The following is a 25,564-nucleotide window of genomic DNA, read 5'->3' on the forward strand; positions in this document are numbered from 1 at the left end:
TCAGGCTGTCACTATTGATTTTATTTCTTAAGCCGGTGATCGGATTTGAACCGACGACCTACTGATTACGAATCAGTTGCTCTACCCCTGAGCTACACCGGCAGCTCAATGAAATTAGCATTCAGGGGTTGGCCTTGATGGGACGGGTAAGTGATGGGATCCAAGCCAGATTCAATTGATCCAGCCCTTAAGGCGAGGTTGCTCCAGGAAGCTCGTACCCCCTGGCGTGGTCTGCGGCGCGGTCTCTGGGTGGCCTTGGCCGCTTCTGGTGCTGTGGGGTTAGCCACGATGGCAATGCGATTGGCAAGCGGAGCTGAAGTTGCCTCAACTGACCTGCTGATCCAGGTCGGTGCGCTCAGCTTGTTCGGCAGTCTCATCTGGTTGGATCGCAACCGCGTCGGCGACTGAAGACGCTTCAGGTTGGACGAGAGCCTCTGCCGCTGGAGCAGCCGGCTGGGTGGTCAGAAGCGGGTTCAGCAGCAACAGGGGCAGCCCTAGGGACATTCGCTGGCTGACGAGCTGCTGCAGGCTCAGGGATGGACGCTCAGGGAGCGTGGCGGGGTTGCGGATTAGCAGGGCGCTTGCCTGGATCAGCTGTTGCCACTGCCAGGTGATTACTGCTAGCAGCGGGCAGGCCACCAGCAGACCCACGAAGCGAGGGCTGGCGGCCAGTGGGGAGAGCGGCGTAGCTAGGGCGGCGTGCTGGTCTATCCACCAAAAAAGGGGCAGCAGGGCTGCAGCGCCAGCTCCCATCAGGAGCTTGAGCACCAGGCTGCTCTGCAGTGCCGCCAAGCTGAGCTGGGCCCCGCTCCTGGCTTTGATTGGTACCTTGATTACCAGCAAAGACCAAACGTCGGCTGGGCGCTGCCAGAGCAGGATGGCTGGCCCTAGGGCGCCGATTGCCCAGGCCAGTAACCGCTCCAGCCCAGGCAGGGGGCCAGGATCAGCACCCGCCAGCACAAGTACCAACCCCAAAAGCTCCAGTGGCAAGGCCCCAAGGGCTACCAGCTGGAGCCAGAGCAGGGGCTCGCTGCGGGGGTTCACGGAGGTCAGATGGTGAGGGTTCGGCGCTGGGTGGCCAGTTTGAACGCCTCCACCCGATCCCCTTCCTGCCAGCCGGTGTAGCGGTCGGTGCCGATGCCGCACTCGAAGCCGGTAGCAACTTCCTTGACGTCGTCCTTGTTGCGACGCAGGGAGTCGAGGTCGCCCTCGAACACCTTCTCCTTGCCGCGCCACACCCGCACTTTGCAGTTGCGTTGCAGCTTGCCGCTGGTCACATAGCAACCAGCCACGGCACTGCGGCCAATGGTGAATACGGCGCGCACCTCGGCTTCGCCGAGGGACTCCTCCACCAACTCCGGCTCTAGCAGGCCTTCCATAGCCATCTGGATGTCTTCCAGCAGCTTGTAGATGACGTCGTAGTCGCGCACGTCGACGCCGGTGGCATCGGAGGCGCGTTTGGCGCCAGGGGCCATTGAGGTGTTGAAGCCAACGATCACGGCGCCGGAGGCGGCGGCTAGATCGACGTCGGTTTCGGTGATCTCGCCCGGTGCGGAGAGCAGAACCCGCACCTGCACCTCGCCCTGAGGGAGCTGCTCCAGGGAGCCGAGAATTGCTTCCACGGAGCCCTGAACGTCAGCTTTGAGGATCAAGTTGAGCTCCTTGAGCTCGCCCTCGCTGGCCTGGCCCGACATCGAGGCCAGGGAAACCCGGCGTGAAGCCATTTGCTGGGCAAGACGGGTGGCCCGTGCCTCGTTGGCGCGGTCGCCCACCACCGAGCGGGCGGTCTTCTCATCTGGATAGACCTCAAATTCGTCGCCAGCGGTTGGGACTTCGCTGAAGCCGAGGGCTTCAACGGCATAGGAAGGACCTGCCTCCTTAACCCGCTTGCCGGTGTCATCCACCATGGCTCGCACCTTGCCCAGTACCGGGCCGGCCGCCAGCACGTCACCAGCTTTGAGGGTGCCGTTCTGAATTAGCAAGGTGGCAACAGGGCCCTTGGCCTTGTCGAGGTGAGCCTCGATAACGGTGCCCCGAGCCATGCGGTCCGGGTTGGCCTGGAGGTCTTCCACCTCGGTGACCAGCAGGATCATCTCCAGCAATTTGTCGACGTTCTCACCCTTGAGGGCGCTCACAGGCACCATCACCGTGTCGCCACCCCAGTCTTCAGCCACCAGTTCGAGGCCGGAGAGCTCCTGTTTGACCCGGTCGGGGGAGGCGCCTTCCTTGTCGATCTTGTTGATCGCCACCACGATCGGCACCTTGGCGGCCCGGGCATGGCTTATGGCTTCCAGGGTCTGGGGCCGAACACCATCATCGGCTGCCACCACCAGCACAGCCACGTCTGTGACCTTGGTGCCGCGGGCCCGCATGGCAGTGAATGCCTCGTGGCCAGGGGTGTCCAGGAAGGTGATCTTGCGTTGTTCGCCTGCGTGGGGGATCTCCACTTGATAGGCGCCGATGTGCTGGGTGATGCCGCCGGCTTCGCCCGCGGCCACCCTTGTTTTGCGGATTGCGTCCAGCAGGCTGGTCTTGCCGTGGTCGACGTGGCCCATCACGGTCACCACGGGTGGGCGACGGATCAGGTGGGCGCGATCGCTTTCCTCGATCATCTCGACTGTCTTGGCGGCCGCTGCCTCGACGTCGTCTTCGAGTACCGGTACGCCGAATTCCTCGGCCACCGCTTCGATTGTGGAGAGATCAAGGCTCTGGGTCACCGTGGCGATGACGCCCTTGAAGAAGAGGCTCTTGATGATCTCGGAGCTTTCGACGCCGAGCTTTTCGGCCAGCTCCTGCACGGTGAGGTTGCCCTCCGGCACGATCAGCATTTCGGGCCGAACAGACTTGGCCTCGCGGGTTGCCCGCAGTTCCATGGCCCGGCGCCGCTGCCGCTGGCGGGTGGTTTCCTTCTTGCGCTTGCGCATCGCCGCCATGGGCTTTGCGGCAGGGGCGGGTGCGGTGCGGGGCTTGGCCGGGCGGGCCAGGCTGGCCTGCAACACATAGGCCTCCTGTTCACCGGCGTAGCCACCGGTTTCAGCCGTGAGCGCATCATCGTTTTCGCCGATGATGTGAACCTTGGTGCGCTGCTTTTGCGGCGTGCGGCTGCGCAGGGCCTCAAGTTTGGCGCTGTCATCCCAGTCAGGGCGACGGGGGCGTCCTGCTGCACCAGCGGGAGTTGGCGCCCGGAAGCCAGGCCTTCTGGGGGCTGCTGGCGGGGTTGCGCTAGGTCGCACCAGTTCAGGGGTGCCGCCTGGGCTGCTGGGTGCACCTGCTGGGGCTTCGCTGCGGTCGCCGGGGCGCCGCGGCGGCGGAGCTGTGGGGCGGCCGGAGGGCTTCTGGAGCTGCATCAGCTCGCCAGGAGCCATGGGCTTGCGCATGCCGGCTGGCATACCCGGACGGCCAGGTGCAGCCGGGCGACCGGGAGCTCCCAGGCCAGTAGGTGCTCCAGGGGCTGCGCTATCGCGGCGAATCGGCTTGCCGACAAGCTCCAGTGGGGTTGGACCAGGACGGCCCCCAGCTCCAGGCTGGCCGGGACGGGTTGGAGCTGGCACGCCAGCGCGTTGGGGGCTGGCGGGACGCTGACTCAGAGGCGCCCTGCCTGCAGGCGGAGCCGGGCGGCTGCTGGTGGTGCCCGCAGGGGTGCTGATGGGCCTACCCACCAGCTGGGGCTTGCCGGGCGCTGGCCGCATCGGCAATTCCGGTTTGCGGCTCGCAGCTGGTGCCGGAGCTGCAGGGGCCGGGCGGGACGGGGCTGGGGTGGCGGGGCGAGCTGGTTTGGATGCAATCACCACAGGCTTGCTGGGCGCAGCGGGCTTGCTGGGTGAGGCAGGCTTGCTGGGTGAGGCAGGCTTGCTGGGTGAGGCAGCGGCGGGCCTGGCTGGTGCCGGCGGCTTGCTAGGTGCCGGTGGCTTGCTCACCAAAATGGGCTTGCTGGCAGCCGCCGGCTGTTTGACAGCTTCTGGTGCTTTTACAAGCTCAGGCTGTTTTGCAGCCTCTGGCTGCTTAGAGACCAGCTGAGGTTTGGCGACGACTTGTGGCTTGGCAACCACTAGTGGCTTGGAGGCCAGGGGTGGCTTGCTTGCCAAGGGCGGCTTGTTGGGCTGGGCTGGCTTACCCGCAGGAGCTGCGGCAGGGCGGGCCGGTGGCATGACCGGCTTGGCTGCCGCCGGAGCGACCGGCCGGGGGCTGGTGGCTGGTTGGGGAGGGGCGGGCGATGGGACAGCGGTTGTCTCAGCCTTTTTGACGGAGAGGATCGCTTTCGGTGGAGCTGCAGAGGCCGGCGCCGCCGCCTTGCTGCCGTTCGAGCCGCCCTCGATCAAGGAGCGAATCCGTGTCGCTTCGTCGTCGCTGATAGAGCTGCTATGGCTCTTAGCCGCAACCCCCAGCTTCTCGGCGGCGTCGAGCACGTCCTTGTTCTCCAGGCCTAAGTCCCGGGACAGCTCATAAATTCTGACTTTGCCGCTGCTGGTCATTCAGGTCTCCATGGGTCGGGGCCCAAGGGCCGCCATGCGGGGCCGAGGGGCACACCAGGCCGCACGCGCGCTGCGGCCAATGTTCATCTTGCCTCAGAGGCGAGATCGGCGCCTGGGGTCAGGCGCTTTTCCAGCGTTTCGACAATTGCATCTGCAACCTGGCAGCGCAGGGCCCGCTGCAGACGCTTACGTCGTTTCGCCTCTTCTAGACACGCCTGGTTGGGGCAGAGATAGGCCGAACGGCCCATGCCCTGATCCAACCCGAGTCCCCCTTCGGCCAGCCGAATTACCCGCCAAAGCTGCTGGCGATCCAGCAGCGCGCGGCAGGCAACGCAGCGCCGAAGCACGGCACGGCGACTCACCGGGCCTCTGCCTCGGTTGCCTGGGGCGCCTCTTCTGGAGCGGGCTCATATTCGGCCTCGGCCACCTCCTCTTCCTCGTAGTAACCGGCTTCGTCTTCTGGCAGCGGATATAGCTCCCGCAAACGGGCATCCTCCTCGGCCCGGGCGGCCTGTTCGATTTCGAGGCGGGCTTCGGCTTCGGCCTGAAGAGCCTCCTCCTCTTGCCGCTGGGCAATCAGCTCAGCTACCACCGCATCTTCCGAGGACTGGTCGTATTCGCCGGCGTTTTTGATGTCGAGCTTCCAGCCGGTAAGTCGGGCGGCTAGACGCACGTTCTGGCCTTCGCGGCCAATGGCGAGGCTGAGCTGATCGGAGGGAACCAGCACGTGGGCGTGCTGGCCTTCAGGGTCGACCAGGCGCACCATCTCAACCCTTGCCGGGCTGAGAGAGTTGGCGATGTACTGGCCCGGGTCGGGCGACCAGCGAATCACGTCAATTTTCTCGCCACGCAGCTCGTTGACCACTTGCTGAATGCGGGAGCCGCGGGCGCCAATGCAGGCACCCACTGGATCAACTTCGCGCTCCACTGAGTCGACGGCCACCTTGGTGCGCGGGCCGACTGAGCGGGAAGGGGGATTGGCTTCCCTGGCTACGGCGACGATTCGGACCGAACCCTCCTGGATCTCGGGAACTTCATTTTCGAACAAATAGACCACCAGGCCCGCGTTGGAGCGACTCACGAATAGCTGGGGGCCGCGCCGCGCCACCTCGCTCACTTCCTTGAGGAACACTTTGAAGGTGGCATTTGCCCTGTAGTTGTCGTTCGGTAGCTGGTCGCGGCGGGGCAGCTCGGCCTCGACCTCGGGACGACCCAGGCCAGAACTCACGGCCATGATCACGCTTTGGCGCTCGAAGCGGATCACCCGAGCGGTGAGCACGGGGTCTTCCAGGTCGGCGAACTCCTCCTGGATCATGCGGCGCTGCTGGTCACGCAGCTTCTGAGCCAGCACCTGCTTGGTGGTGGCGGCGGCCATGCGGCCGAAGTCTTCTTTCTCCGGGGTGACATCAAGCACCACCGTGTCGCCGATCTGGGCGTCATCGGCAACCTGCTGCACTTCGGCAAGGGCGATCTGGTGGTCTTCGCTCTCAACTTCCTCAACAATTATTTTCGAGGCCAGAACTCGGTATCCCTCCTCCTCCAGGTCCAAACCCACATCGAAGTTGGAGAAGTAGTCCTCTTCGAAGGGGTCTTCGCTGATCCCGAGGTAGAGGGTGCGGCGGTAGCGCTCGTAGCCCTTGAGCAGGGCTTCCCGCAGGGCAGCCTCCACCACGGCGGGCGCAAGTTTCTTCTCGTCGCTGATGTCCTCGATCAGGTTATTCAGACCGGGGAGCAGAACCAGGGCCATGGATCAGGGGTGAGAAATGGTCAGGGAAAGGTCAGTCGGACTCGGATGGGGTGACCAGGCAGACGCTGATCACGGAGTCTCGGGGGATGCGCTGAGTGCGGCCGCGGATGTTGATGTGAACATCCGTCGCATCGCGCTCTAGGAGGAGCCCTTCGCGCTGTACATCGAGCCCTTGGTTGTCACGGCAGAGCACGACAACGGGAAATCCGCGAAATGAGCGGAAATCCCGATCGTCGCGCAGGTCGTCGCTGACGCCAGGGCTGCTGACCTCCAGCACATAAGCATCACCAAGCAGCTCGGCTGCCTCGATCGCCTCGGCCAGCGGTGCACTAAGGGAAGCGCACTCATCCAGGTTTATGTCACTGCCATCAGCTCGCTGCACCAGCACCTGCACCGTCATGGGGATGCGATGGGTGAAGACATGTACTCCTTTGAGCTCAAAGCCAGTAGCAACCACAGCCGCTTGGGCTAGGCGCTCCAGATCTGGCAGGAGAGGGTGGGGCAATGGGGCGGGGAAGCTGGGGGCAGGCGGCCCGCCGGCTTGTGCAGTACTAAAACTGCCCTGCAAACCACAGCTGTTCAGTAAAAAACTGAACCCTTAGCGAAGCGCTGAATGCTCAGCGAGGCGCCAAACCGTGACTAGAGGGTATGCCCGCCGGGCAAGCATTCACCCTAGGGGATGGACGGCTCAGGGGCCAGGCGCCGCCGCCGGCGGTATTTCGATGATCGGGGCTTCGGCGAAGTAATCGCTTTGTTGGACGGTGCCCCTTTGGCTGGCGTCCTGATTTAGGCACTGGGCCTGCTGCTCGCCGGTCCGCAGGTATTGGCATACCCGTGCCCAGAGCTTTGCCCGGGTGCCGGGGCCTCCCTGGCTGAAGTGGACTAAGTCGTTGCCGCCAACCATGCCCTGGATTTCCACCTGGCAAAGGCTGCATTGCTGACGCGTGCCGGGGGGAATTTCTGCCATTGCCGCTGTCCGATCTCGATTCAATTTAGGCCGTTGCAACAGCCTGCCTGCCCCTATCCCCATTCCCTGCCGTCTTGATGGGCTCCCTAGCCTCATAGCCATGCTTCAAAGAATGTCGATGAATTGGGTGTTGGGGGCGAGCTTGTCCCTAGTCAGGCTGGTTTTGACGGTCGGCCTCGGCTTAGTCCTGGGACTTGGATCTTTCAGCGCTCCTGCCCTAGCTCTGGACCCTGCGGTCGATCCCATTGCCCAGGCCATTCCCCACAGCTTTGTGGCCGAGGCAGCTCGGGCAGTGGCGCCAGCGGTGGTGCGGATCGACACCGAGCGCGAGGTGGCTCGCCAAGCCTTTGACCCCGCCCTGCTAGATCCCTTGCTTCGCGATCTATTCGGCGATCCCTCCGGCAGCATGCGGGAGCGGGGTCAGGGGTCTGGCGTCGTAATCGATGCAGCCAAGGGCCTGGTTCTCACTAACGCCCACGTGGTCGATCAGGTCGACAGCGTTGAGGTCACCTTGGCCGATGGTCGCCATGTGGACGGTGCGGTGGTGGGCGCCGATTCGGTTACCGATCTGGCCGTGGTCAAAATCTCCGGCCCGCGGGATTTGCGCTCCGCCCGTCTGGGCGACTCCGAGGCCCTGGAGGTGGGCGATTGGGCCATAGCCATGGGCAGCCCCTATGGGCTTGAGCGCACCGTGACCCTGGGCATCGTTTCTAGCCTGCACCGCAACATCAACAGCCTGGGTTTCTCCGACAAGCGGCTCGATCTGATCCAAACCGATGCGGCCATCAATCCAGGCAATTCAGGTGGTCCGCTGATCAACGCCAGTGGCGAGGTGATCGGTATCAATACCCTGGTCCGCTCTGGACCAGGCGCAGGGTTGGGATTTGCGATCCCTATCAACTTGGCCCGAGGTGTGGCCAGCCAGCTCAGCAGCGGCGGCCAGGTGATCCACCCCTATCTGGGCTTGCAGCTGGTGCCGCTCACTGCCCGCCGCGCACGGGACAACAATCGTGATCCCGAGGCTCTGCTGCAGCTGCCAGAGCGTGATGGTGCCTTAGTGCAACGGGTGCTGCCCGCTAGTCCGGCGGAAACGGCTGGCCTACGCCGCGGTGACCTGGTGGTGGCTGTGGCAGACCAGCCCGTGCCCGATCCGGCCAGCCTGCTGGAGCGTGTTGAGCGCAGCAGCGTTGGTGAGCCCCTGGCGCTCACGGTGGTTCGGGGTCAACGCGAACTCAGCCTGATGATCAAGCCGGCGGCCTTGCCCCACTCCGGTTGAGCACTGCTACGGTCGCGGCCGATTCAGGAATATTTGATGTCGGATCTGCAGGACCGGATGAAGCAGGCAGTGGCTGCTGCGGCCACTGAGCAGATCCAGAGCGGCATGGTGGTCGGCCTGGGTTCTGGCTCTACCGCAGCCCTAATGATCCAGGCCCTCGGCGCCAAGCTCAAAAGCGGTGAACTCAGCGACGTGGTGGGTGTCACCACCTCCTTCCAAGGCGAGGTGCTGGCAGCTGAGCTCGGCATTCCGCTCAAGAGCCTTAATGCAATTGAGCGCATCGATCTTGCAATTGATGGCGCAGATGAGGTGGATCCCGCTTTTCAATTGATCAAGGGCGGTGGTGCCTGCCACGTTCAGGAGAAATTGGTAGCAGTGCGGGCCGAGCGCTTTGTGGTGGTGGTGGATTCCACCAAGCTCGTCGACACCTTGAATCTCAGCTTTCTGTTGCCCGTAGAGGTCCTGCCTGGTGCCTGGCGTCAGGTGCAGGCCCAGCTAGCAGCGATGGGTGGCGATGCCCAGTTGCGCATGGCCGTAAAGAAGGCGGGTCCGGTGGTCACCGACCAGGGCAATCTCGTGTTGGATGTGAAATTCGCCGCTGGTATCAGCGATCCGGCGGAACTGGAGGCGGCGATCAACAACTTGCCGGGCGTGTTGGAGAACGGCCTATTCGTGAACATCACCGACCAGGTGCTGGTGGGCGAGATCGTTGATGGCGAGCCCCGGGTGCGGGATCTGGTCAAGCGCTGAGGCTCAGCCCCCAACCCCGCTCCCGTCTCCGCACAGCTGCAGCAGCACCTGGCGCTGACGGGGGCCATCCAATTCCACCAGCAGCACGGCCTGGTAGCGGCCCAGGCCCAAGCGGCCGTCCACGACCGGCAGGGTGAGGTGGTTGCCCAGCTTCAGGGCGATCAGGTGGGCATGGGCGTTGCGCGGTTCATCGGCGGGAATGCCCGGACGCAGATGCAGGTCGTTGTGGGCGTAAGCCCGGTCGGGGGGCGTCAGGGCCAGGAAATGGCGCTCGATGTCGCCCAGCAACCGTTCCTCGGCCTCGTTCACTACCAGGGCGGTGGTGGTGTGCTGGCCGGCGGCCACCAGCAGACCATTGCGGATCCCGGTGGCATCCACGAAGGCTTGCAGGTCGGCGCTGATGTCGTCGCAGCTGATGTTGGCCGTGGTGGTGCGTTCCAGCCGGGTGGAGTGAAACGTCACCATGGCGAGGCAAACTCCCCCATCTCAGTTCAGCCTGCGCTTGACGGACTCGGCGTGACTGTGGAGCCCCTCGCTTTCGGCCAGGGTGATCACCGCGGACCCGGTGGCCTCCAGGGCCTCCCGGTTAAAGCGGATCAGGCTGGTGTGGCGCATAAAGGTCTCCACGCTGAGGGCCCCGGCGAAGCGGGCCGTGCCCGCGGTGGGCAGGGTGTGGTTGGGGCCCGCTAGGTAGTCGCCGACGGCCTCGGGGGTGTATGGACCCATAAAGATGGCGCCGGCGTGCTGGATTTGTTCGGCCAGGATTTCGGGGTCTTCCACCAGCAGCTCCAGATGTTCGGGGGCGAAGCAGTCGCTGAGTTGGGCGGCGCGGCCAAGGCTGTCGCAGAGCACGATCAGCCCCCAGTCGTTGAGGGCGGTGCGGGTGATTTCAGCCCTGGGGTGGTTTTCAAGCTGGGCCTCCAGGGCTGCTGGCATGGCGGCGGCCAGCTCCGGGCTGGTGGTCAGCAGGATGGCGGCGGCCAGGGGGTCATGCTCGGCCTGGGCCAGCAGGTCGGCGGCTACTTGGTCTGCCCTGGCGCTGTGGTCGGCGATCACCAGCACCTCACTTGGACCTGCCAGCGAATCGATTGCCACCCGTCCGTAGACCGCTTTTTTGGCCAGGGTCACGTAAAGGTTGCCAGGGCCGCTGATCACGTCGACCCGGGGAATGGTGGCGGTACCGAAGGCAAGGGCGCCGATCGCCTGGGCGCCCCCAACCCGATACACCTCCTCGACCCCGGCCAGGTGGGCGGCCGCCAGCACGGTTTCATGGGGCTCGCCGCCGGGGCCTGGGGGTGTCACCATCACGAGCCGCTGCACCCCTGCTACCCGTGCCGGCACCGCATTCATCAGCACGGTGCTGGGGTACGAAGCCCGTCCCCCAGGCACGTAGAGGCCGGCCCGCTGCACCGGCCGCCAGCGCCGGCCCAACAGTTCGCCATGGGGACCGGTGACGGCCAGGTCGGTCGGCAGTTGATGCTGGTGGAAAGCGAGGATTCGCTGGTGCGCCAGGCGCAGTGCGTCCTTCAGGGACTCCGGTGTGGCTTGCCAGGCGTCAGCCAGCCGCTGTGGCGGAATCCGCAGGGGATCGGGGCGCACGCCATCAAAGCGTTCGGTGAGCTCCATCAAGGCGGCATCGCCTTCCGCTTGCACCCTGGAGAGGATCTCCTCGACCCGAACCATCTCTTCGCGCAGGCGCCCGCCACTGGTGCGTTCAGCGATGGTTCCCAGTCGATCAGCGGCGGCGTTTGAACCGTCATCGCGCAGGCAGCTGATCGATAGGGCAACAGGCGTTGCGACCACGGAAAGGTTCAGGGTTACAAGATTGTCAAGTTAGGCCGGCACAGCTCTTGCAGGCGGTGAGGGTCCTTAGGAGGGCCTGGCGGTAGGATCTACCTTCTCTGATCCAGCGTCCGTCCGCCTGTGGCCAATAACACCTCATCGAAGAAGCGCATTGAGGTTGCTGAGCGCAACCGTCTTCGCAACCGCACCTACAAGTCGGCCCTGCGCACCTTGATGAAGCGCTGCTTCACCGCTTGCAGCGCCTACTCCCAGACCCCTGGTGAAGACGCCAAGACAGCTGTTCAAACCACCATGAACGCTGCTTTCAGCAAGATTGATAAGGCTGTGAAGGTGGGTGTGCTTCACCGCAACACCGGAGCCAACCAGAAGTCGCGCATCAGTGCTGCTGTGAAGCAGGTGACCGCGCCGGCCGCAGCCTCCCAAGCCTGAACCAGGTCCCGTCCGTGATTGCCTCGCCAGCATCGACCGAATCGGGTTTGCCCGTTTTGGTTGACAGCCACTGCCACATCGTTTTTCGCAATTTCGACGACGATCTGGAGGAAGTGGCCCAGCGCTGGCGCGATGCTGGAGTTCGTTCCCTGGTCCATGCCTGCGTTGAGCCTGGGGAAATTCCAGCGATTCGCGCCTTGGCAGATCGTTTTGAAGAGTTGCGTTATTCCGTAGGGGTCCATCCGCTCGATACCGAGCATTGGCAGCCCGACACGCCAGAGATTTTGCGTCAAGCCGCCCAGGCTGATAGCCGGGTTGTGGCGATCGGAGAACTCGGCCTGGATCTGTTCCGTGAGCAGAATCTGGCTGCCCAACTGGCCATGCTCGAGCCCCAGCTTGATTTGGCAGTGGAGCTAGACCTGCCTGTGATCGTCCATTGCCGCGACGCTGCCGAGCCGATGTTGACCTTGCTGAGGCAACGGGCCTCCCTAGGTGGCTGCCCTCGCGGGGTGATGCATTGCTGGGGCGGAGATCCTGGAGAGATGGCTGGTTTCTTAGAGCTCGGTTTCTTCATCAGCTTTAGCGGCACGGTGACTTTTCCCAAGGCGGAAGCCACCCATGCCTGCGCCCGCCACGTGCCTGCCGATCGCTACCTAGTGGAAACCGATTGCCCCTTCTTGGCGCCGGTGCCCCGCCGCGGCAAGCGCAACGAACCGGCTTTTGTGGCGGCGGTGGCAGCCCGGGTCGCCGATTTGCGTGGGCAAACCCTCGCAGAAGTGGCTAATACCAGCACTTCCAACGCGGCAAGGCTGTTCGGACTGCCACTTCACAATGTATAATGTTTTATTGGTCTGGAAGCGGAAGCGCTGCTTGTTGTCGACGTCTGCATTCTTGAAGCGACCCCGTTGAGCATGCCCCCGCGGGCGGCCGTTCCCTACGAGGGGAGCGGCTGTTCGTGTGGGCGGTTGCGGAGCATTCAAGTCAGCGGTGATCGGCATCAGGTGCGTTCCACTGCCCAGTCCTTATCCACCCGTTCCTGCAGGTTCACCGCATGAGCAGCGCGATCCAGGTCGCCAAGACCGCCACTTACCTCCCCGATTTGGTGGAGGTGCAGCGCGCGAGCTTCAAATGGTTCCTGGAGAAGGGCCTGATCGAAGAGCTCGAGAGCTTTTCGCCGATTACTGACTACACCGGCAAGCTTGAGCTGCACTTCATCGGTAGCGAGTACCGCCTGAAGCGCCCGCGTCACGATGTTGAAGAAGCAAAGCGTCGTGACGCGACCTTTGCATCCCAGATGTATGTCACCTGTCGCCTGGTTAATAAGGAGACAGGGGAGATCAAGGAGCAAGAGGTTTTCATTGGCGAGCTGCCCTTGATGACCGAGCGAGGCACCTTCATCATCAACGGTGCCGAGCGGGTGATCGTCAACCAGATTGTGCGTTCACCTGGCGTCTATTTCAAGGACGAGCAGGATAAAAACGGCCGTAAAACCTTCAATGCCAGCCTGATCCCCAACCGGGGTGCCTGGTTGAAGTTTGAAACTGATAAAAACGACCTGCTGCACGTTCGTGTCGACAAGACTCGCAAGATCAACGCCCACGTGTTAATGCGTGCTATCGGCCTGTCTGACAACGACGTGCTCGATAAACTTCGCCATCCCGAGTATTACCAGAAGTCGATCGAGTCGGCCAACGACGAGGGCATTTCTTCCGAAGATCAAGCTCTCCTTGAGCTCTACAAAAAGCTTCGTCCAGGTGAGCCTCCCTCTGTCAGCGGTGGCCAGACCCTGCTGCACAGCCGCTTCTTCGATGCCAAGCGCTACGACCTAGGTCGCGTCGGTCGTTACAAGATCAATAAAAAGCTGCGCCTCACCATCCCCGATGCGGTGCGCACCCTCACCCCTGAGGACGTGCTCAGCACTATCGACTACTTGATCAATCTCGAGCTCGATGTGGGCGGCGCCAGCCTCGATGACATCGACCACCTCGGCAATCGCCGGGTGCGCTCAGTGGGAGAGCTGCTGCAAAACCAGGTGCGGGTCGGTCTCAACCGGCTCGAGCGCATCATCAAAGAGCGCATGACGGTCGGTGAAACCGAATCGCTTACCCCTGCCCAGCTGGTGAACCCCAAGCCCCTAGTGGCGGCGATCAAGGAGTTCTTTGGCTCCAGCCAGCTGAGTCAGTTCATGGACCAGACCAACCCGCTGGCGGAGCTAACCCACAAGCGCCGGATCAGCGCCTTGGGCCCAGGCGGTTTGACCCGCGAACGGGCCGGCTTTGCGGTTCGCGACATCCACCCTTCCCACTACGGGCGCATCTGCCCGATCGAGACACCGGAAGGACCGAACGCCGGCCTGATCGGCTCCTTAGCCACCCACGCTCGAGTCAATGAGTACGGCTTCATCGAGACGCCGTTCTGGAGGGTGGAAGAGGGCATCGTCCATAAGACCGGTGATCCCATCTACATTTCTGCTGATCTCGAGGATGAGTGCCGCGTAGCCCCTGGCGACGTGCCCACCAATTCCGATGGCTACATCACCGCAGATCTGGTGCCTGTGCGCTATCGCCAGGACTTTGAGAAGGTGCCCCCTGAGCAGGTCGATTACGTCCAGCTTTCGCCGGTGCAGGTGATCTCGGTAGCTACCTCCTTGATCCCCTTCCTGGAGCATGACGACGCCAACCGGGCCCTAATGGGATCGAACATGCAGCGCCAGGCCGTGCCCCTGCTGCGGCCAGAGCGTCCCTTGGTGGGTACCGGTCTGGAAACCCAGGTGGCCCGCGACTCCGGCATGGTGCCGATCACCCGGGTCAATGGCACGGTCACCTTTGTCGATGCCACAGCCATCGTGATTCGCGATGAGCAGGGCACCGACCATGTGCACCACCTACAGAAGTACCAACGCTCCAACCAGGACACCTGCCTCAACCAGCGTCCAATCGTCCGCCAGGGCGATCCGGTGATTGCCGGTCAAGTGCTGGCCGATGGTTCTGCCTGCGAGGGCGGCGAGATCGCCCTGGGGCAAAATGTGCTGATCGCCTACATGCCCTGGGAGGGCTACAACTATGAGGACGCGATCCTGCTGAGCGATCGTCTCGTGCATGACGATCTATACACCTCGGTTCACATCGAGAAGTACGAGATCGAAGCCCGTCAGACCAAGCTTGGGCCTGAGGAGATCACGCGAGAAATTCCTAATGTGGCCGAGGAGAGCCTGGGCCACCTCGACGAGATGGGAATTATCCGCATCGGCGCTTATGTCGAGAGCGGCGACATCCTCGTGGGCAAGGTGACCCCCAAGGGTGAATCCGACCAACCCCCCGAAGAGAAGCTGCTGCGTGCAATCTTCGGCGAGAAGGCCCGCGACGTGCGTGACAACTCCCTGCGAGTGCCGGGTACTGAAAGGGGTCGGGTTGTGGACGTGCGCATTTATACCCGCGAGCAGGGCGACGAACTGCCGCCCGGCGCCAACATGGTTGTGCGGGTCTATGTGGCCCAGCGTCGCAAGATTCAGGTTGGCGACAAAATGGCTGGCCGCCACGGCAACAAAGGCATCATCAGCCGGATCCTGCCCCAGCAGGACATGCCCTACCTGCCCGATGGCACCCCCATCGATATCGTGCTCAACCCCCTAGGGGTACCGAGCCGCATGAATGTGGGCCAGGTGTTCGAGTGCCTGATGGGTTGGGCGTCTTCCCACCTCGACTGCCGGGTCAAGGTGGTGCCATTTGACGAGATGCACGGCGCTGAAAAGTCGAAACAAACCGTTCAGGCTTACCTCGAGGAAGCTGCCAAATTGCCCGGCAAGGAATGGGTCTACAACCCCGATAACCCAGGCAAGATTCAGTTGATCGACGGCCGCAGCGGTGAGCCTTTTGACCAGCCAGTGACTGTTGGGTACGCCCACATCCTTAAGCTGGTACACCTGGTGGATGACAAGATCCACGCCCGGTCCACCGGCCCCTACTCCCTGGTTACCCAGCAGCCCCTGGGCGGCAAGGCCCAGCAGGGCGGCCAGCGTCTCGGTGAGATGGAGGTCTGGGCTCTTGAGGCCTATGGCGCCGCCTACACCCTCCAGGAACTGCTCACCGTCAAGTCCGATGACATGCAGGGCCGCAACGAGGCCCTCAACGCCATCGTTAAAGGCAAGCCGATTCCCCGTCCTGGCACGCCGGAGTCGTTCAAGGTTCTGATGCGCGAGCTTCAGTCGCTGGGTCTAGACATCGCCGTCTATACCGACGCCGGCGAAGAAGTGGATCTGATGCAGGACGTCAACCCCCGCCGCAGTACCCCCAGCCGCCCCACCTACGAATCCCTCGGCGTCGCGGACTATGACGACGACTGATCGCTGATTGATCGCGGATCGCTCCTCCAGCGGGCGAAGCCGTGCCTCCCATTCCTTTCTCGATCTCCGCGAGCTGCAAGCCGATGTCCAACAGCAACCTCCGCACTGAAAACCACTTCGACTACGTCAAGATCACCTTGGCGTCGCCGGAGCGGATCATGCAGTGGGGGCAGCGCACGCTGCCCAACGGTCAAGTGGTGGGTGAGGTAACAAAGCCCGAAACCATCAATTACCGCACGCTGAAGCCCGAGATGGACGGGCTCTTCTGCGAGAAGATCTTTGGCCCGTCCAAGGACTGGGAGTGCCACTGCGGCAAGTACAAAAGGGTGCGCCATCGCGGCATCGTCTGCGAGCGCTGTGGTGTGGAGGTGACGGAGAGCCGGGTGCGCCGTCACCGCATGGGTTTCATCAAGCTGGCTGCCCCCGTATCCCACGTTTGGTATCTCAAGGGCATTCCCAGCTACGTAGCGATCCTGCTCGACATGCCTCTGCGGGATGTGGAGCAGATTGTTTACTTCAACTGCTACGTGGTGCTCGACCCGGGCGACCACAAGGACCTCACCTACAAGCAACTTCTTACGGAAGATGAGTGGCTGGAGATCGAGGACCAGATCTACGCCGAGGATTCGGATATTGAGAATGAGCCCGTAGTGGGCATCGGCGCCGAGGCGTTGAAGCAACTGCTGGAAGATCTTGAACTCAACGAGACCGCCGAGCAGCTGCGTGGGGACATTGCCGCCAGCAAGGGGCAAAAGCGCGCCAAGCTAATCAAGCGTCTGCGCGTGATCGACAACTTCATCGCCACTGGTGCCCGTCCCGACTGGATGGTGCTCGATGTGATCCCGGTGATTCCGCCCGACCTGCGCCCGATGGTGCAGCTTGATGGCGGCCGCTTCGCCACCTCAGACCTCAACGATCTCTACCGCCGCGTCATCAACCGGAACAACCGGTTGGCCCGTTTGCAGGAGATCCTGGCTCCTGAAATCATCGTTCGCAACGAGAAGCGGATGCTGCAGGAGGCGGTAGACGCCCTAATCGACAACGGACGCCGTGGTCGCACCGTGGTGGGGGCCAACAACCGAGCTCTGAAGTCGCTGAGCGACATCATCGAGGGCAAGCAGGGTCGCTTCCGTCAAAACCTGCTTGGTAAGCGGGTCGACTACTCCGGTCGTTCCGTGATCGTGGTGGGTCCGAAGCTGAAGATGCACCAGTGCGGCCTGCCTAAGGAGATGGCGATCGAGTTGTTCCAGCCGTTCGTGATTCATCGCCTGATCCGCCAGAACATCGTCAACAACATCAAGGCCGCTAAGAAGTTGATTCAGCGCGCCGACGATGAAGTGATGCAGGTGCTTCAGGAGGTGATCGAAGGTCACCCGATCCTGCTGAACCGAGCTCCGACCCTGCACCGTCTTGGCATCCAGGCCTTTGAGCCGAAACTTGTTGATGGTCGCGCCATCCAGCTGCACCCACTGGTGTGTCCGGCCTTTAACGCCGACTTTGACGGTGACCAGATGGCCGTGCACGTGCCGCTGGCGATCGAAGCTCAAACTGAGGCCCGCATGTTGATGCTGGCTAGCAACAACATCCTTTCGCCTGCCACTGGCGAGCCGATCATCACCCCTTCCCAGGACATGGTTCTTGGTGCTTACTACCTCACGGCCGAAAAGCCTGGAGCCATCAAGCCTGAATTTGGCGACCGGGCCAATACCTTCGCCAACCTCGACGATGTGATCGATGCCTTTGAGGAGAAGCACCTTCACCTCCACGATTGGATCTGGGTGCGTTTCAACGGCGAGGTGGAGAACGACGACGAGGACAAGCAGCCCCAAAAAGAAGAAACCCTCAGCGACGGCACTCGCATTGAGCAGTGGCTGTTCCGCCGCGATCGCTTTGATGAAGATGGCGCCCTTATCAGCCGCTACCTGCTCACCACCGTGGGTCGCGTCGTGATCAACCACACGATCATCGACGCCGTGGCTGCGACCTGACGGCCGTTCCGGATTCAAGGTTCCGGGTTTCCGTTTTCCTTCCTCTTACGTCTATCAACTGCGCGCAGCCATGACAGCCACACCCGCTAAGAAAACCACCAAGAAGAGCGCCAAGAAGGCCGCCGAGGCAGCCGCTCTCGAAATTGCAGCTGCTGCAGCACTAAAGGCGAGTAAGGCGCTTAGCAAGCAGGCGCCACCCTTCCGCAACCGCATCATCGACAAGAAGGCGCTGCGCAATCTGGTCGCTTGGGCCTACAAGCACCACGGCACGGCTGCTACGGCCTCACTGGCTGATGAGCTCAAGGATCTCGGCTTCCACTACGCCACCCAGGCCGCCGTTTCGATCTCCGTCGACGACCTGCGAATTCCTGGTGACAAAGCTGCCCTGCTGGCTGAAGCCGAGGAGCAGATCACTGAAACCGAAGAGCGCTACCGACTTGGTGAGATCACCGAGGTTGAGCGTCACACCAAGGTGATCGACACCTGGACCGAAACCAACGAACGGCTCGTGGCTGCGGTTCGCCGCAACTTCAACGAGAACGATCCACTCAACTCGGTTTGGATGATGGCTAACTCCGGCGCCCGGGGGAATATGTCCCAGGTGCGCCAGCTAGTGGGCATGCGCGGCTTGATGGCCAACCCCCAGGGGGAAATCATTGACTTGCCGATTCGCACTAACTTCCGTGAGGGTCTGACGGTCACCGAATACGTGATCTCCTCCTACGGCGCCCGCAAGGGTTTGGTGGACACCGCTCTGCGTACAGCCGACTCCGGCTACCTCACCCGTCGCTTGGTAGACGTAGCCCAGGACGTGATCGTGCGGGAAGACGACTGCGGTACAACCCGCAGCATTCCTATCGATGCCGATGAGAAAGGCAGGTTTGGTTCCAGGTTGATCGGCCGCTTAGCAGCCGAGCCCGTGGTGGCAGAGGACGGCGAAATCATTGTTGATCGCGATGGTGAGATCGATCCGATCCTGGCTCGCCGGATCGAGGCAGGTGGTGTGAAAACAGTGAAGGTGCGTTCGCCGCTCACCTGCGAAGCCTCCCGCTCGGTGTGCCGTAAGTGCTACGGCTGGGCCCTAGCCCACAACCAGCTGGTAGATCTGGGCGAAGCCGTCGGCATCGTCGCCGCCCAGTCGATCGGTGAACCCGGCACTCAGCTCACGATGCGGACTTTCCACACCGGTGGTGTGTCCACGGCCGAATCCGGCGTGGTGCGCTCATTGGTAGATGGCACGGTCGAATTCGGGCCCAAGGCTCGGGTGCGCCCCTTCCGCACCCCCCACGGTGTGGAGGCCCAGCTAGCCGAAACAGACTTCACCCTCAGCGTTAAGCCCACGGGTAAGGGCAAGCTGCAAAAGCTCGATATTATTAGCGGCTCGATCCTGTTTGTCGCTGATGGCGACACCGTGCCCGGAGATACGATCCTGGCCCAGATCGCTGCTGGCGTGACGGTTAAAAAGAGCATTGAGAAGGCCACCAAGGACGTGATCTGCGACCTGGCCGGTCAGGTTCGCTACGAGGATGCGATCCAGCCCAAGGAGGTCACCGACCGCCAAGGCAACATCACCCTCAAGGCCCAGCGCCTGGGCCGGATGTGGGTGTTCAGCGGAGACGTTTACAACCTGCCCCCCAATGCCCTGCCAGTGGTGGGCGGCAACAAGGCCGTCACCACCGGAGAAGTGCTGGCCGAAAGCCGCCTGGTGAGCGAGTACGGCGGCGCCGTGCGCCTGCGCGATAGCGCCGGTGACTCCCGCGAGGTACAAATTGTTACCTCCAGTCTCACCCTCAAAGACTGCAAGTTGGTTGGTGAATCCACCCACTCCGGCGAGATCTGGCACCTCGAGGGCAAGGACAACATTCGCTACCGCCTCAATACCGCTCCGGGCAGCAAGATCGCTAATGGTGAGGTGATCGCGGAGCTCGCCGACGACCGCTTCCGCACCCAGACCGGAGGCACCGTCAAGTTTGCCCCTGGCCTTTCGATCAAGAAAGCCCGTAGCGCCAAGAACGGCTACGAGGTGAGCAAGGGCGGCACCCTGCTGTGGATCCCCCAGGAAACCCACGAGATCAACAAGGATATTTCCCTGTTGATGATTGAGGACGGCCAGTGGATTGAGGCCGGCACCGAGGTGGTGAAGGACATCTTCAGCCAGACCGCAGGCATCGTCACGGTGACCCAGAAGAACGACATTCTTCGGGAAATCATTGTGCGCTCAGGCACTCTGCACCTGGTTTCCGATAGCAAAACCATCAGCAAATTTGCTGACGGCAAGATGGTTACTCCTGGCGAGGAGATCGCCAAGGGTCTTAAGGCAGAGGCGATTCTGTTTGTTGAGTCAGTTGAAACTCCCGACGGTGGGGCCCTGCTGCTGCGTCCGGTTGAGGAGTACGCCATCCCAGATGCTGCCCACCTGCCCGAATTGGGCGCGGTTAAGCAGTCTGGCGGCCCCTCTTTGAATCTCAAGGCCACCCAACGCCTGGCCTTTAAGGACGGCGAGCTGATCAAGAGCGTTGATGGAGTGGAACTGCTGCGCACCCAGCTAATCCTGGAAACCATCGACACCACTCCCCAGATGACGGTGGATGTGGAAGCGGTGTCTGATAAGCGGGCTAAGACGATTGAGCGCCTGCAGCTCACGATTTTGGAAACCCTGCTTGTGCGTCGCGACACCCTCTCCGATGCCAGCCACGGCTCCACCCACACCGATCTCCAGGTGGAGGACGGCATTGCTGTGAAGCGCGGCGATGTGGTGGCCACCACCCAGATCCTCTGCAAGGAGGATGGAGTGGTTCAGCTGCCCGATCAGGTCGATGGCGAGCCAATTCGCCGTTTGATCGTGGAGCGCGATGGCGACACCCGCAACATTGAGCTTGGTTTGGCCAAGTGTGAGGTTGGGGTTGAGCAGCGCATCGTCGATGGGGACCGGCTGGCGGAAGGGGTCGAAGCCCCTTGCTGCGGTCAGGTGGAGGCCATCAACGGCAGCACCCTCACGATTCGCCTCGGTCGCCCCTACATGGTTTCGCCCGACTCCGTGCTGCACGTGCGTGATGGCGAGTTGGTGCAGCGCGGTGACGCCCTAGCCCTGCTGGTGTTCGAACGTCAAAAGACAGGCGACATCGTGCAGGGTCTGCCCCGTATCGAGGAGCTGCTGGAGGCCCGCCGTCCGCGGGAATCCACAATTCTCTGCCGCAAGAGTGGCACCGTGCAGATCAAGCAGGGTGATGACGATGACTCGATAACCGTCTCGGTTATCGAGCACGACGATGCCATCACCGAGTACCCAATCCTGTTGGGTCGCAACGTGATGGTGAGTGATAGCCAGCAGGTGCATGCCGGTGAATCGCTCACCGACGGCCCGATCAATCCCCACGAGTTGCTGGAGTGCTTCTTCGAAGATCTGCGCAGCCGCAAGCCCACCATGGACGCGGCCCAGGAGGCGATCTCCAAGTTGCAGTTCCGGATGGTCACGGAGGTGCAGAACGTCTACAAGAGCCAGGGAGTTGCTATTAGCGACAAGCACATCGAAGTGATCGTGCGCCAGATGACCAGCAAGGTGCGCATCGAGGATGCCGGGGACACCACGCTGCTGCCCGGTGAGCTAATCGAGCTGCGCCAAGTGGAGCAGGTCAATAGCGCCATGGCAATCACCGGTGGCGCACCCGCCGAGTTCACACCGGTGCTGCTTGGTATCACTAAGGCTTCGCTCAACACCGACAGCTTTATCTCGGCTGCCTCCTTCCAGGAGACCACCCGGGTGCTGACTGAGGCGGCGATTGAAGGCAAGAGCGACTGGCTGCGCGGTCTCAAGGAGAACGTGATCATCGGCCGCCTGATCCCTGCTGGTACTGGCTTCAGCGGCTTCGAAGAGGAGCTGCGGGCAGAGGCGGGCCCCCATCCCGACATCCTCGAAGAGGAGGCCATGGGCTATCGCCGTATGCAGAATCTGCGTCCCGATTACACAGTCGAGATGCCTGCCCCGGCGGCGTCGATGGCCGTGCTGGATGATCCCTCCGATGAGGATCTTGAGGCAACTCGCAGCCGCCATGGCATCGAAGCCAGCGCCAGCGGCACGGCAGCATTTACCAGGCCATCCGTTGAGGAGGGTCTGGAGGAGGAGCTGATCGCTGATCCCGCTGCCCTCGAGGGCCTACAGGAAGAGGGTCTGCTCACCGATGAGTGATTCCGTCCGCACCAGCCTTAATACGCCGGTGCCCCAGCGCCGGTTGCCCCGATTTGGCTTCCACACCCACACCGAGCTGCTCAATGGCCGCATGGCCATGCTTGGTTTTATTGCCCTGCTGGTGGCGGAGTGGAAGCTGGGCCACGGCTTGCTTATCTGGCCTTGAGCACATCGCCCGCTGAGCAGCTAGCCACTCCCCTGCTGGGGATGGGTTTGCCGGCCCTGGAGCAGTGGGCTGTTGGCCACGGTCAAGCCGCCTTCCGCGGCCGTCAGCTGCACGACTGGCTTTACGCCAAGGGAGCCCGCAGCCTCGACCAGGTAACGGTGCTGCCAAAGGCTTTCCGGGACCGGCTGGCTGGCCAGCCCCCCAGTGGTGCCTCCGACTGGATCGGTCGCTCGAAGGAGCTGCACCGCAGCGTCGCCCGCGATGGCACCACAAAACTATTGCTGGGTACTCACGACGGCCTCAGCCTCGAGACCGTGGGCATCCCCGCCGAAGGCAGGCTCACGGTGTGTGTGAGCAGCCAGGTGGGCTGCCCGATGGCCTGTCGCTTTTGCGCCACTGGTAAAGGGGGGCTGCAGCGCTCCCTGGCGGTCCACGAGATCGTTGATCAGGTGCTGAGCGTGCGTGAGGTGATGGACCAGCGCCCCAGTCACGTGGTGTTTATGGGTATGGGTGAGCCCTTGCTCAACAGCGAGGCGGTGCTGGCAGCGATCGATTGCCTCTGCACCGATCTCGGTATGGCCCAGCGCCAGATCACGGTGAGCACCGTGGGGGTGCCCAAAAGCCTGCCCACCTTGGCGGAGCAGGCCCTAGAGCGGCTGGGTCGGGCCCAGTTCACCTTGGCGGTGAGCCTGCATGCCCCTGACCAGCAGCTACGGGAGGAGCTGATCCCCACGGCCCATGCCTATCCCCTGGAGGCGCTGCTGGCCGATTGCCGTCACTACGTTGAGCTCACCGGCCGGCGGGTGAGTTTTGAATACATCCTGCTGGGCGGGCTAAACGACCAGCCCCGCCATGCGGAGGCCCTTTCGCGGCTCCTGCGTGGCTTCCAGAGTCATGTGAATCTGATCGCTTACAACCCAATTGCCGAGGAGGAATTCCAGCGTCCGGCTCCTGGCGCAGTGGAAGCGTTTCGACAGGCCCTGATCGATCGCCACGTGGCTGTCAGTGTGCGGGCTAGCCGCGGCCTCGATGCCGATGCAGCTTGCGGCCAACTGCGTCGCCGGCTCGAGGGCAGCCTGGAGCCGGCGTGAGCTAGAGCTTGATCAGGTGGCGTCGAGGCTGGGATCGAAGGCGCCGCGTGCTTCCTTTTCCCCCCAGGGGGTGAGCTGCAGCATCAGCAGAAAAGCGGGTATGGCGGCAGCGGCCGTAGCCAGGAAAAACATGGGCCAGCCCACGTTGCCGGCCACCACGCCGGCCGGGGCCGACAGCAGCGAGCGGCTGAGGGCGTAGATGCCGGAAAGTAGGGCGTACTGGGTGGCCGAAAAGCGCGGGTTGCAGAGGCTCATCAGCAGCGCCACAAACACCGCGCCCACCATGCCTCCGCTCAGGTTCTCCAGGCTCACGGCGGCGATCAGCCCGCCGAAGCCCCAATTGAACTGGGCCAAGGCCCAATAGGTGAGGTTGCCGCAAACGCCGGCGATTGCGAACAACCACAGGGAGCGGTTCATGCCGATCCGGGCAAACAGCACGCCGCCAATCACGGTGCCGGCCATGGTGGCGGCAATCGCCCAGCCCCCCTGCACCAAGCCGATCTGGGCATCGCTGAACCCCTGCAATTTCAGGAAGGGGATGGCCATGGCGTTCAGTAGGCCATCGGGCCAGCGGTAGAGCAGCACCAGCAGCAGCAACTGCCAGGCCCGGTTTGGTCCCGCCCGGAACAGGAACTCCCGCGTTGGACCAAGCACCGCCTGCCGCAGGCTCGTGACCGGGTGTTGCACCGGTTGCAGGGCCGGGGCCCAGATGGTGAAGGGCACTACGGCCGCCAGCAGAGCTGCGGCGGCAATAAAGGCGGCAGGCCAGCCAAAGCGATCAGCCAGCAGGAAGCCACCGGCACCCACCGCGAGCATGGCGGCCCGGTAGCCGAGGGTGGCTCCGGCAGCACCTGGCCCCCGCTCCGCCTCGGGCAGGAGGTCGGTGCGATATGCGTCGACAGCGATGTCCTGGGTGGCACTGCAGACGGCCAGCACCAGGGCCGCGATGCCGATGGTGGTGAGGCTGGCTGGATTAGTGCTGGGTTGTAGCAGGGCCATCGCCGCAATCACTGGCACCAGGATTAGCTGCATCAGCAGCAGCCAGCCGCGGCGGCGATCGGGCCAGGCGATCGGCCAGCGGTCTAAAAGTGGCGCCCAGAAAAGCTTGAGGGTGTAAGGCAGCTCAGCTAGCGGGATCAGGCCAATGAGGGCAAGAGGAACTCCGCTAGCGGTGAGCCAGCCCTGCAGCAACTTGCTGCCCACCATCAGCGGGGTGCCGCTGGCTACTCCCTCGGCGGTCACAGCTGTTAGACGCCGCCAGCTGCCGGAACTCTTATCTGCCATCACATAGGCGTAATTCGGCGAACCCTAGGGGCGATGATGGAAGCCAGCACTCGCAAACGCCTCGGCTGTGCAATTTTTTCGCTCCACCCTGCTGCCGGCCGCGATTGTGGTGTTGTTTGGTCTGGCCCTGTTTGCCGTGAGCGCCCGCATCTGGTTGCCAGGTGACATGGCGGCCCCCGCCCCGATTGGCTGATTCAACGTTGTGAGCGTTTCTCCCCAGTCCGATCAGCCCTCCGGTGGGGAGATTCCCTTCGGTGGCAGTCCCCAGGAGCTGTACCTCGACCCCGAGATGCTGGCTCAGGAGCTGGCAGAAGAGCTGCGCGGTGATCCGCTCGACGATCTTGATAGCAGTGATCCAACGGCCAGTGATGTGGCGGCCGAGTGCGATCTGGGCTTGGCGTTGTTGCGGGGCGATGCAGGGGCAGACAGCCACGGGCAGTGCATGCAGGGTTTGCGCATTTTTTGTGAACACCGTGATCCCCGGGCCCTGCCCCTGCTGCTCCCGCTGCTGACGGAGAGCTGCCCGATCCTGCGGATGAGCGCGGTCTACGCCTTGGGCCGCAACCCCAGCCCCCAGGCGGTTGAGCCCCTGCTGGGCCTGCTGGTCTCAGATGACAACGGCTACGTGCGCAAGGCCGTGGCCTGGAGCCTGGGCAACTACCCCGACGCTCCCATCCTCAATCCCCTAATCCGCTCCCTGCAGGTGGATATCTCCGCGGTGCGCCTCTGGGCTGCCAGCTCCCTGGCTGAGGCGGGCTGCACCGGGCCGGCAAAGGCCGATCCAGCTGCGGCCCAACTGTTGCTCAGCATGCGCATCGACAGTGAGCCGGCGGTGCGCAGCAACAGCGCCTGGGCCCTCGGTCGCCTCTTCGGCGAGCTGGTGGAGCCCCGGCAGCAGCTGGTGGTTGAGTCCCTGTTGCACGCCATGCTCAACGATTTCGAATCGGGTGTGCGCGATGAGGCCCGGCTGGCCCTTGAGCAGCTCGAGCAGCCGGAGGTGTTGGAGCGTCTGCAGACCCTGGTGGAGGAGGGGTTGCTCAGCTGAACGGGAGCTGGATTTCCT

21 protein-coding genes and 1 tRNA gene are annotated in these 25,564 nt (G+C 62.9%); 12 read left to right on the plus strand and 10 right to left on the minus strand.

Annotated features, from left to right (window positions below):
* Positions 1–30: 30 nt before the first annotated feature.
* A tRNA-Thr gene (locus KBY74_RS00005) sits at positions 31–102 on the minus strand.
* A gap of 51 nt (positions 103–153) precedes the next feature.
* Here KBY74_RS00005 and KBY74_RS00010 point away from each other — a divergent pair.
* Positions 154–408, plus strand: a complete 255-nt coding sequence (locus KBY74_RS00010) for a DUF3493 domain-containing protein (protein WP_254940936.1) — start codon at positions 154–156, stop codon at positions 406–408.
* On the opposite strand, the gene KBY74_RS00015 is transcribed toward KBY74_RS00010, so the two are convergent.
* The 6 genes from KBY74_RS00015 to KBY74_RS00040 form a co-directional block, all read right to left on the minus strand.
* On the minus strand, positions 325–1,044 hold the full coding sequence (locus KBY74_RS00015) for a low-complexity tail membrane protein (protein WP_254940937.1): 720 nt from the start codon (positions 1,042–1,044) through the stop codon (positions 325–327). The two genes, KBY74_RS00010 and KBY74_RS00015, sit on opposite strands and share 84 nt — an antisense overlap.
* A gap of 5 nt (positions 1,045–1,049) precedes the next feature.
* Entirely contained in the window at positions 1,050–4,472 is a 3,423-nt protein-coding gene (gene infB, locus KBY74_RS00020; RefSeq protein ID WP_254940938.1) for a translation initiation factor IF-2, read from the minus strand.
* Between the two features lie 83 nt (positions 4,473–4,555).
* A complete protein-coding gene (locus KBY74_RS00025) occupies positions 4,556–4,834 on the minus strand; it encodes a YlxR family protein (RefSeq protein WP_106502372.1) in 279 nt (92 codons plus the stop codon).
* Positions 4,831–6,219, minus strand: coding sequence for a transcription termination factor NusA (gene nusA, locus KBY74_RS00030; protein ID WP_254940939.1), 1,389 nt, complete (start codon positions 6,217–6,219; stop codon positions 4,831–4,833). Before nusA ends, KBY74_RS00025 begins: the two co-directional genes overlap by 4 nt.
* Positions 6,220–6,250: 31 nt before the next feature.
* Positions 6,251–6,724 carry a ribosome maturation factor RimP gene (gene rimP, locus KBY74_RS00035; protein WP_254940940.1) on the minus strand — a complete coding sequence of 158 codons (474 nt, stop codon included), beginning with the start codon at positions 6,722–6,724 and terminating at the stop codon, positions 6,251–6,253.
* A 183-nt stretch (positions 6,725–6,907) separates the two neighbouring features.
* A complete protein-coding gene (locus tag KBY74_RS00040; RefSeq protein ID WP_254940941.1) occupies positions 6,908–7,186 on the minus strand; it encodes a hypothetical protein in 279 nt (92 codons plus the stop codon).
* Positions 7,187–7,304: 118 nt separating this feature from the next.
* On the opposite strand from KBY74_RS00040, the gene KBY74_RS00045 reads away from it, so the two are divergent.
* A complete protein-coding gene (locus KBY74_RS00045; protein ID WP_396123043.1) occupies positions 7,305–8,462 on the plus strand; it encodes a trypsin-like peptidase domain-containing protein in 1,158 nt (385 codons plus the stop codon).
* A gap of 36 nt (positions 8,463–8,498) precedes the next feature.
* The gene (gene rpiA, locus KBY74_RS00050) at positions 8,499–9,212 is read left to right on the plus strand and encodes a ribose-5-phosphate isomerase RpiA (protein WP_254940942.1); all 714 of its coding nucleotides are present in this window, start codon (positions 8,499–8,501) and stop codon (positions 9,210–9,212) included.
* 3 nt (positions 9,213–9,215) lie between these two features.
* Here rpiA and KBY74_RS00055 read toward each other — a convergent pair whose 3' ends face one another.
* Entirely contained in the window at positions 9,216–9,677 is a 462-nt protein-coding gene (locus tag KBY74_RS00055; RefSeq protein WP_254940943.1) for a secondary thiamine-phosphate synthase enzyme YjbQ, read from the minus strand.
* Between the two features lie 21 nt (positions 9,678–9,698).
* The gene (gene hisD, locus KBY74_RS00060; RefSeq protein ID WP_396123044.1) at positions 9,699–11,015 is read right to left on the minus strand and encodes a histidinol dehydrogenase; all 1,317 of its coding nucleotides are present in this window, start codon (positions 11,013–11,015) and stop codon (positions 9,699–9,701) included.
* Between the two features lie 120 nt (positions 11,016–11,135).
* On the opposite strand from hisD, the gene rpsT reads away from it, so the two are divergent.
* The 7 genes from rpsT (at position 11,136) to rlmN (ending at position 23,217) form a co-directional block, all read left to right on the plus strand.
* On the plus strand, positions 11,136–11,444 hold the full coding sequence (gene rpsT, locus KBY74_RS00065; RefSeq protein ID WP_254940944.1) for a 30S ribosomal protein S20: 309 nt from the start codon (positions 11,136–11,138) through the stop codon (positions 11,442–11,444).
* 17 nt (positions 11,445–11,461) lie between these two features.
* A complete protein-coding gene (locus KBY74_RS00070; RefSeq protein ID WP_254941029.1) occupies positions 11,462–12,283 on the plus strand; it encodes a TatD family hydrolase in 822 nt (273 codons plus the stop codon).
* Between the two features lie 212 nt (positions 12,284–12,495).
* Positions 12,496–15,786 carry a DNA-directed RNA polymerase subunit beta gene (gene rpoB / locus KBY74_RS00075; RefSeq protein WP_254940945.1) on the plus strand — a complete coding sequence of 1,097 codons (3,291 nt, stop codon included), beginning with the start codon at positions 12,496–12,498 and terminating at the stop codon, positions 15,784–15,786.
* Between the two features lie 83 nt (positions 15,787–15,869).
* The gene (locus KBY74_RS00080; protein ID WP_254940946.1) at positions 15,870–17,774 is read left to right on the plus strand and encodes a DNA-directed RNA polymerase subunit gamma; all 1,905 of its coding nucleotides are present in this window, start codon (positions 15,870–15,872) and stop codon (positions 17,772–17,774) included.
* Positions 17,775–17,844: 70 nt separating this feature from the next.
* Entirely contained in the window at positions 17,845–21,960 is a 4,116-nt protein-coding gene (locus tag KBY74_RS00085) for a DNA-directed RNA polymerase subunit beta' (protein WP_254940947.1), read from the plus strand.
* On the plus strand, positions 21,953–22,126 hold the full coding sequence (locus KBY74_RS00090; protein WP_254940948.1) for a chlorophyll a/b-binding protein: 174 nt from the start codon (positions 21,953–21,955) through the stop codon (positions 22,124–22,126). The genes KBY74_RS00085 and KBY74_RS00090 overlap by 8 nt, the downstream gene beginning before the upstream one ends.
* Positions 22,123–23,217, plus strand: coding sequence for a 23S rRNA (adenine(2503)-C(2))-methyltransferase RlmN (gene rlmN / locus KBY74_RS00095; protein WP_254940949.1), 1,095 nt, complete (start codon positions 22,123–22,125; stop codon positions 23,215–23,217). The genes KBY74_RS00090 and rlmN overlap by 4 nt, the downstream gene beginning before the upstream one ends.
* A gap of 12 nt (positions 23,218–23,229) precedes the next feature.
* On the opposite strand, the gene KBY74_RS00100 is transcribed toward rlmN, so the two are convergent.
* Complete coding sequence (locus KBY74_RS00100) at positions 23,230–24,501, minus strand: AmpG family muropeptide MFS transporter (RefSeq protein WP_254940950.1); 1,272 nt, start codon at positions 24,499–24,501, stop codon at positions 23,230–23,232.
* Between the two features lie 67 nt (positions 24,502–24,568).
* On the opposite strand from KBY74_RS00100, the gene KBY74_RS00105 reads away from it, so the two are divergent.
* On the plus strand, positions 24,569–24,694 hold the full coding sequence (locus KBY74_RS00105) for a hypothetical protein (RefSeq protein ID WP_254931229.1): 126 nt from the start codon (positions 24,569–24,571) through the stop codon (positions 24,692–24,694).
* A gap of 96 nt (positions 24,695–24,790) precedes the next feature.
* Positions 24,791–25,546, plus strand: coding sequence for a HEAT repeat domain-containing protein (locus tag KBY74_RS00110; RefSeq protein WP_254941030.1), 756 nt, complete (start codon positions 24,791–24,793; stop codon positions 25,544–25,546).
* The last annotated feature ends 18 nt before the right edge of the window (positions 25,547–25,564 follow it).

This window comes from Cyanobium sp. A1C-AMD (genome assembly GCF_024346495.1).
Taxonomy (GTDB): domain Bacteria; phylum Cyanobacteriota; class Cyanobacteriia; order PCC-6307; family Cyanobiaceae; genus Cyanobium_A; species Cyanobium_A usitatum.

Excerpts from the sequence above, each read along its gene's own strand:
- KBY74_RS00010 (WP_254940936.1), top strand. The coding sequence starts at position 154 with ATGGGATCCAAGCCAGATTCAATTGATCCAGCCCTTAAGGCGAGGTTG.
- infB (WP_254940938.1), bottom strand. The coding sequence starts at position 4,472 with ATGACCAGCAGCGGCAAAGTCAGAATTTATGAGCTGTCCCGGGACTTA.
- nusA (WP_254940939.1), bottom strand. The coding sequence starts at position 6,219 with ATGGCCCTGGTTCTGCTCCCCGGTCTGAATAACCTGATCGAGGACATC.
- KBY74_RS00040 (WP_254940941.1), bottom strand. The coding sequence starts at position 7,186 with ATGGCAGAAATTCCCCCCGGCACGCGTCAGCAATGCAGCCTTTGCCAG.
- KBY74_RS00045 (WP_396123043.1), top strand. The coding sequence starts at position 7,305 with ATGAATTGGGTGTTGGGGGCGAGCTTGTCCCTAGTCAGGCTGGTTTTG.
- rpiA (WP_254940942.1), top strand. The coding sequence starts at position 8,499 with ATGTCGGATCTGCAGGACCGGATGAAGCAGGCAGTGGCTGCTGCGGCC.
- KBY74_RS00055 (WP_254940943.1), bottom strand. The coding sequence starts at position 9,677 with ATGGTGACGTTTCACTCCACCCGGCTGGAACGCACCACCACGGCCAAC.
- rpoB (WP_254940945.1), top strand. The coding sequence starts at position 12,496 with ATGAGCAGCGCGATCCAGGTCGCCAAGACCGCCACTTACCTCCCCGAT.
- KBY74_RS00080 (WP_254940946.1), top strand. The coding sequence starts at position 15,870 with ATGTCCAACAGCAACCTCCGCACTGAAAACCACTTCGACTACGTCAAG.
- KBY74_RS00085 (WP_254940947.1), top strand. The coding sequence starts at position 17,845 with ATGACAGCCACACCCGCTAAGAAAACCACCAAGAAGAGCGCCAAGAAG.
- KBY74_RS00090 (WP_254940948.1), top strand. The coding sequence starts at position 21,953 with ATGAGTGATTCCGTCCGCACCAGCCTTAATACGCCGGTGCCCCAGCGC.
- KBY74_RS00100 (WP_254940950.1), bottom strand. The coding sequence starts at position 24,501 with ATGGCAGATAAGAGTTCCGGCAGCTGGCGGCGTCTAACAGCTGTGACC.
- KBY74_RS00110 (WP_254941030.1), top strand. The coding sequence starts at position 24,791 with ATGCTGGCTCAGGAGCTGGCAGAAGAGCTGCGCGGTGATCCGCTCGAC.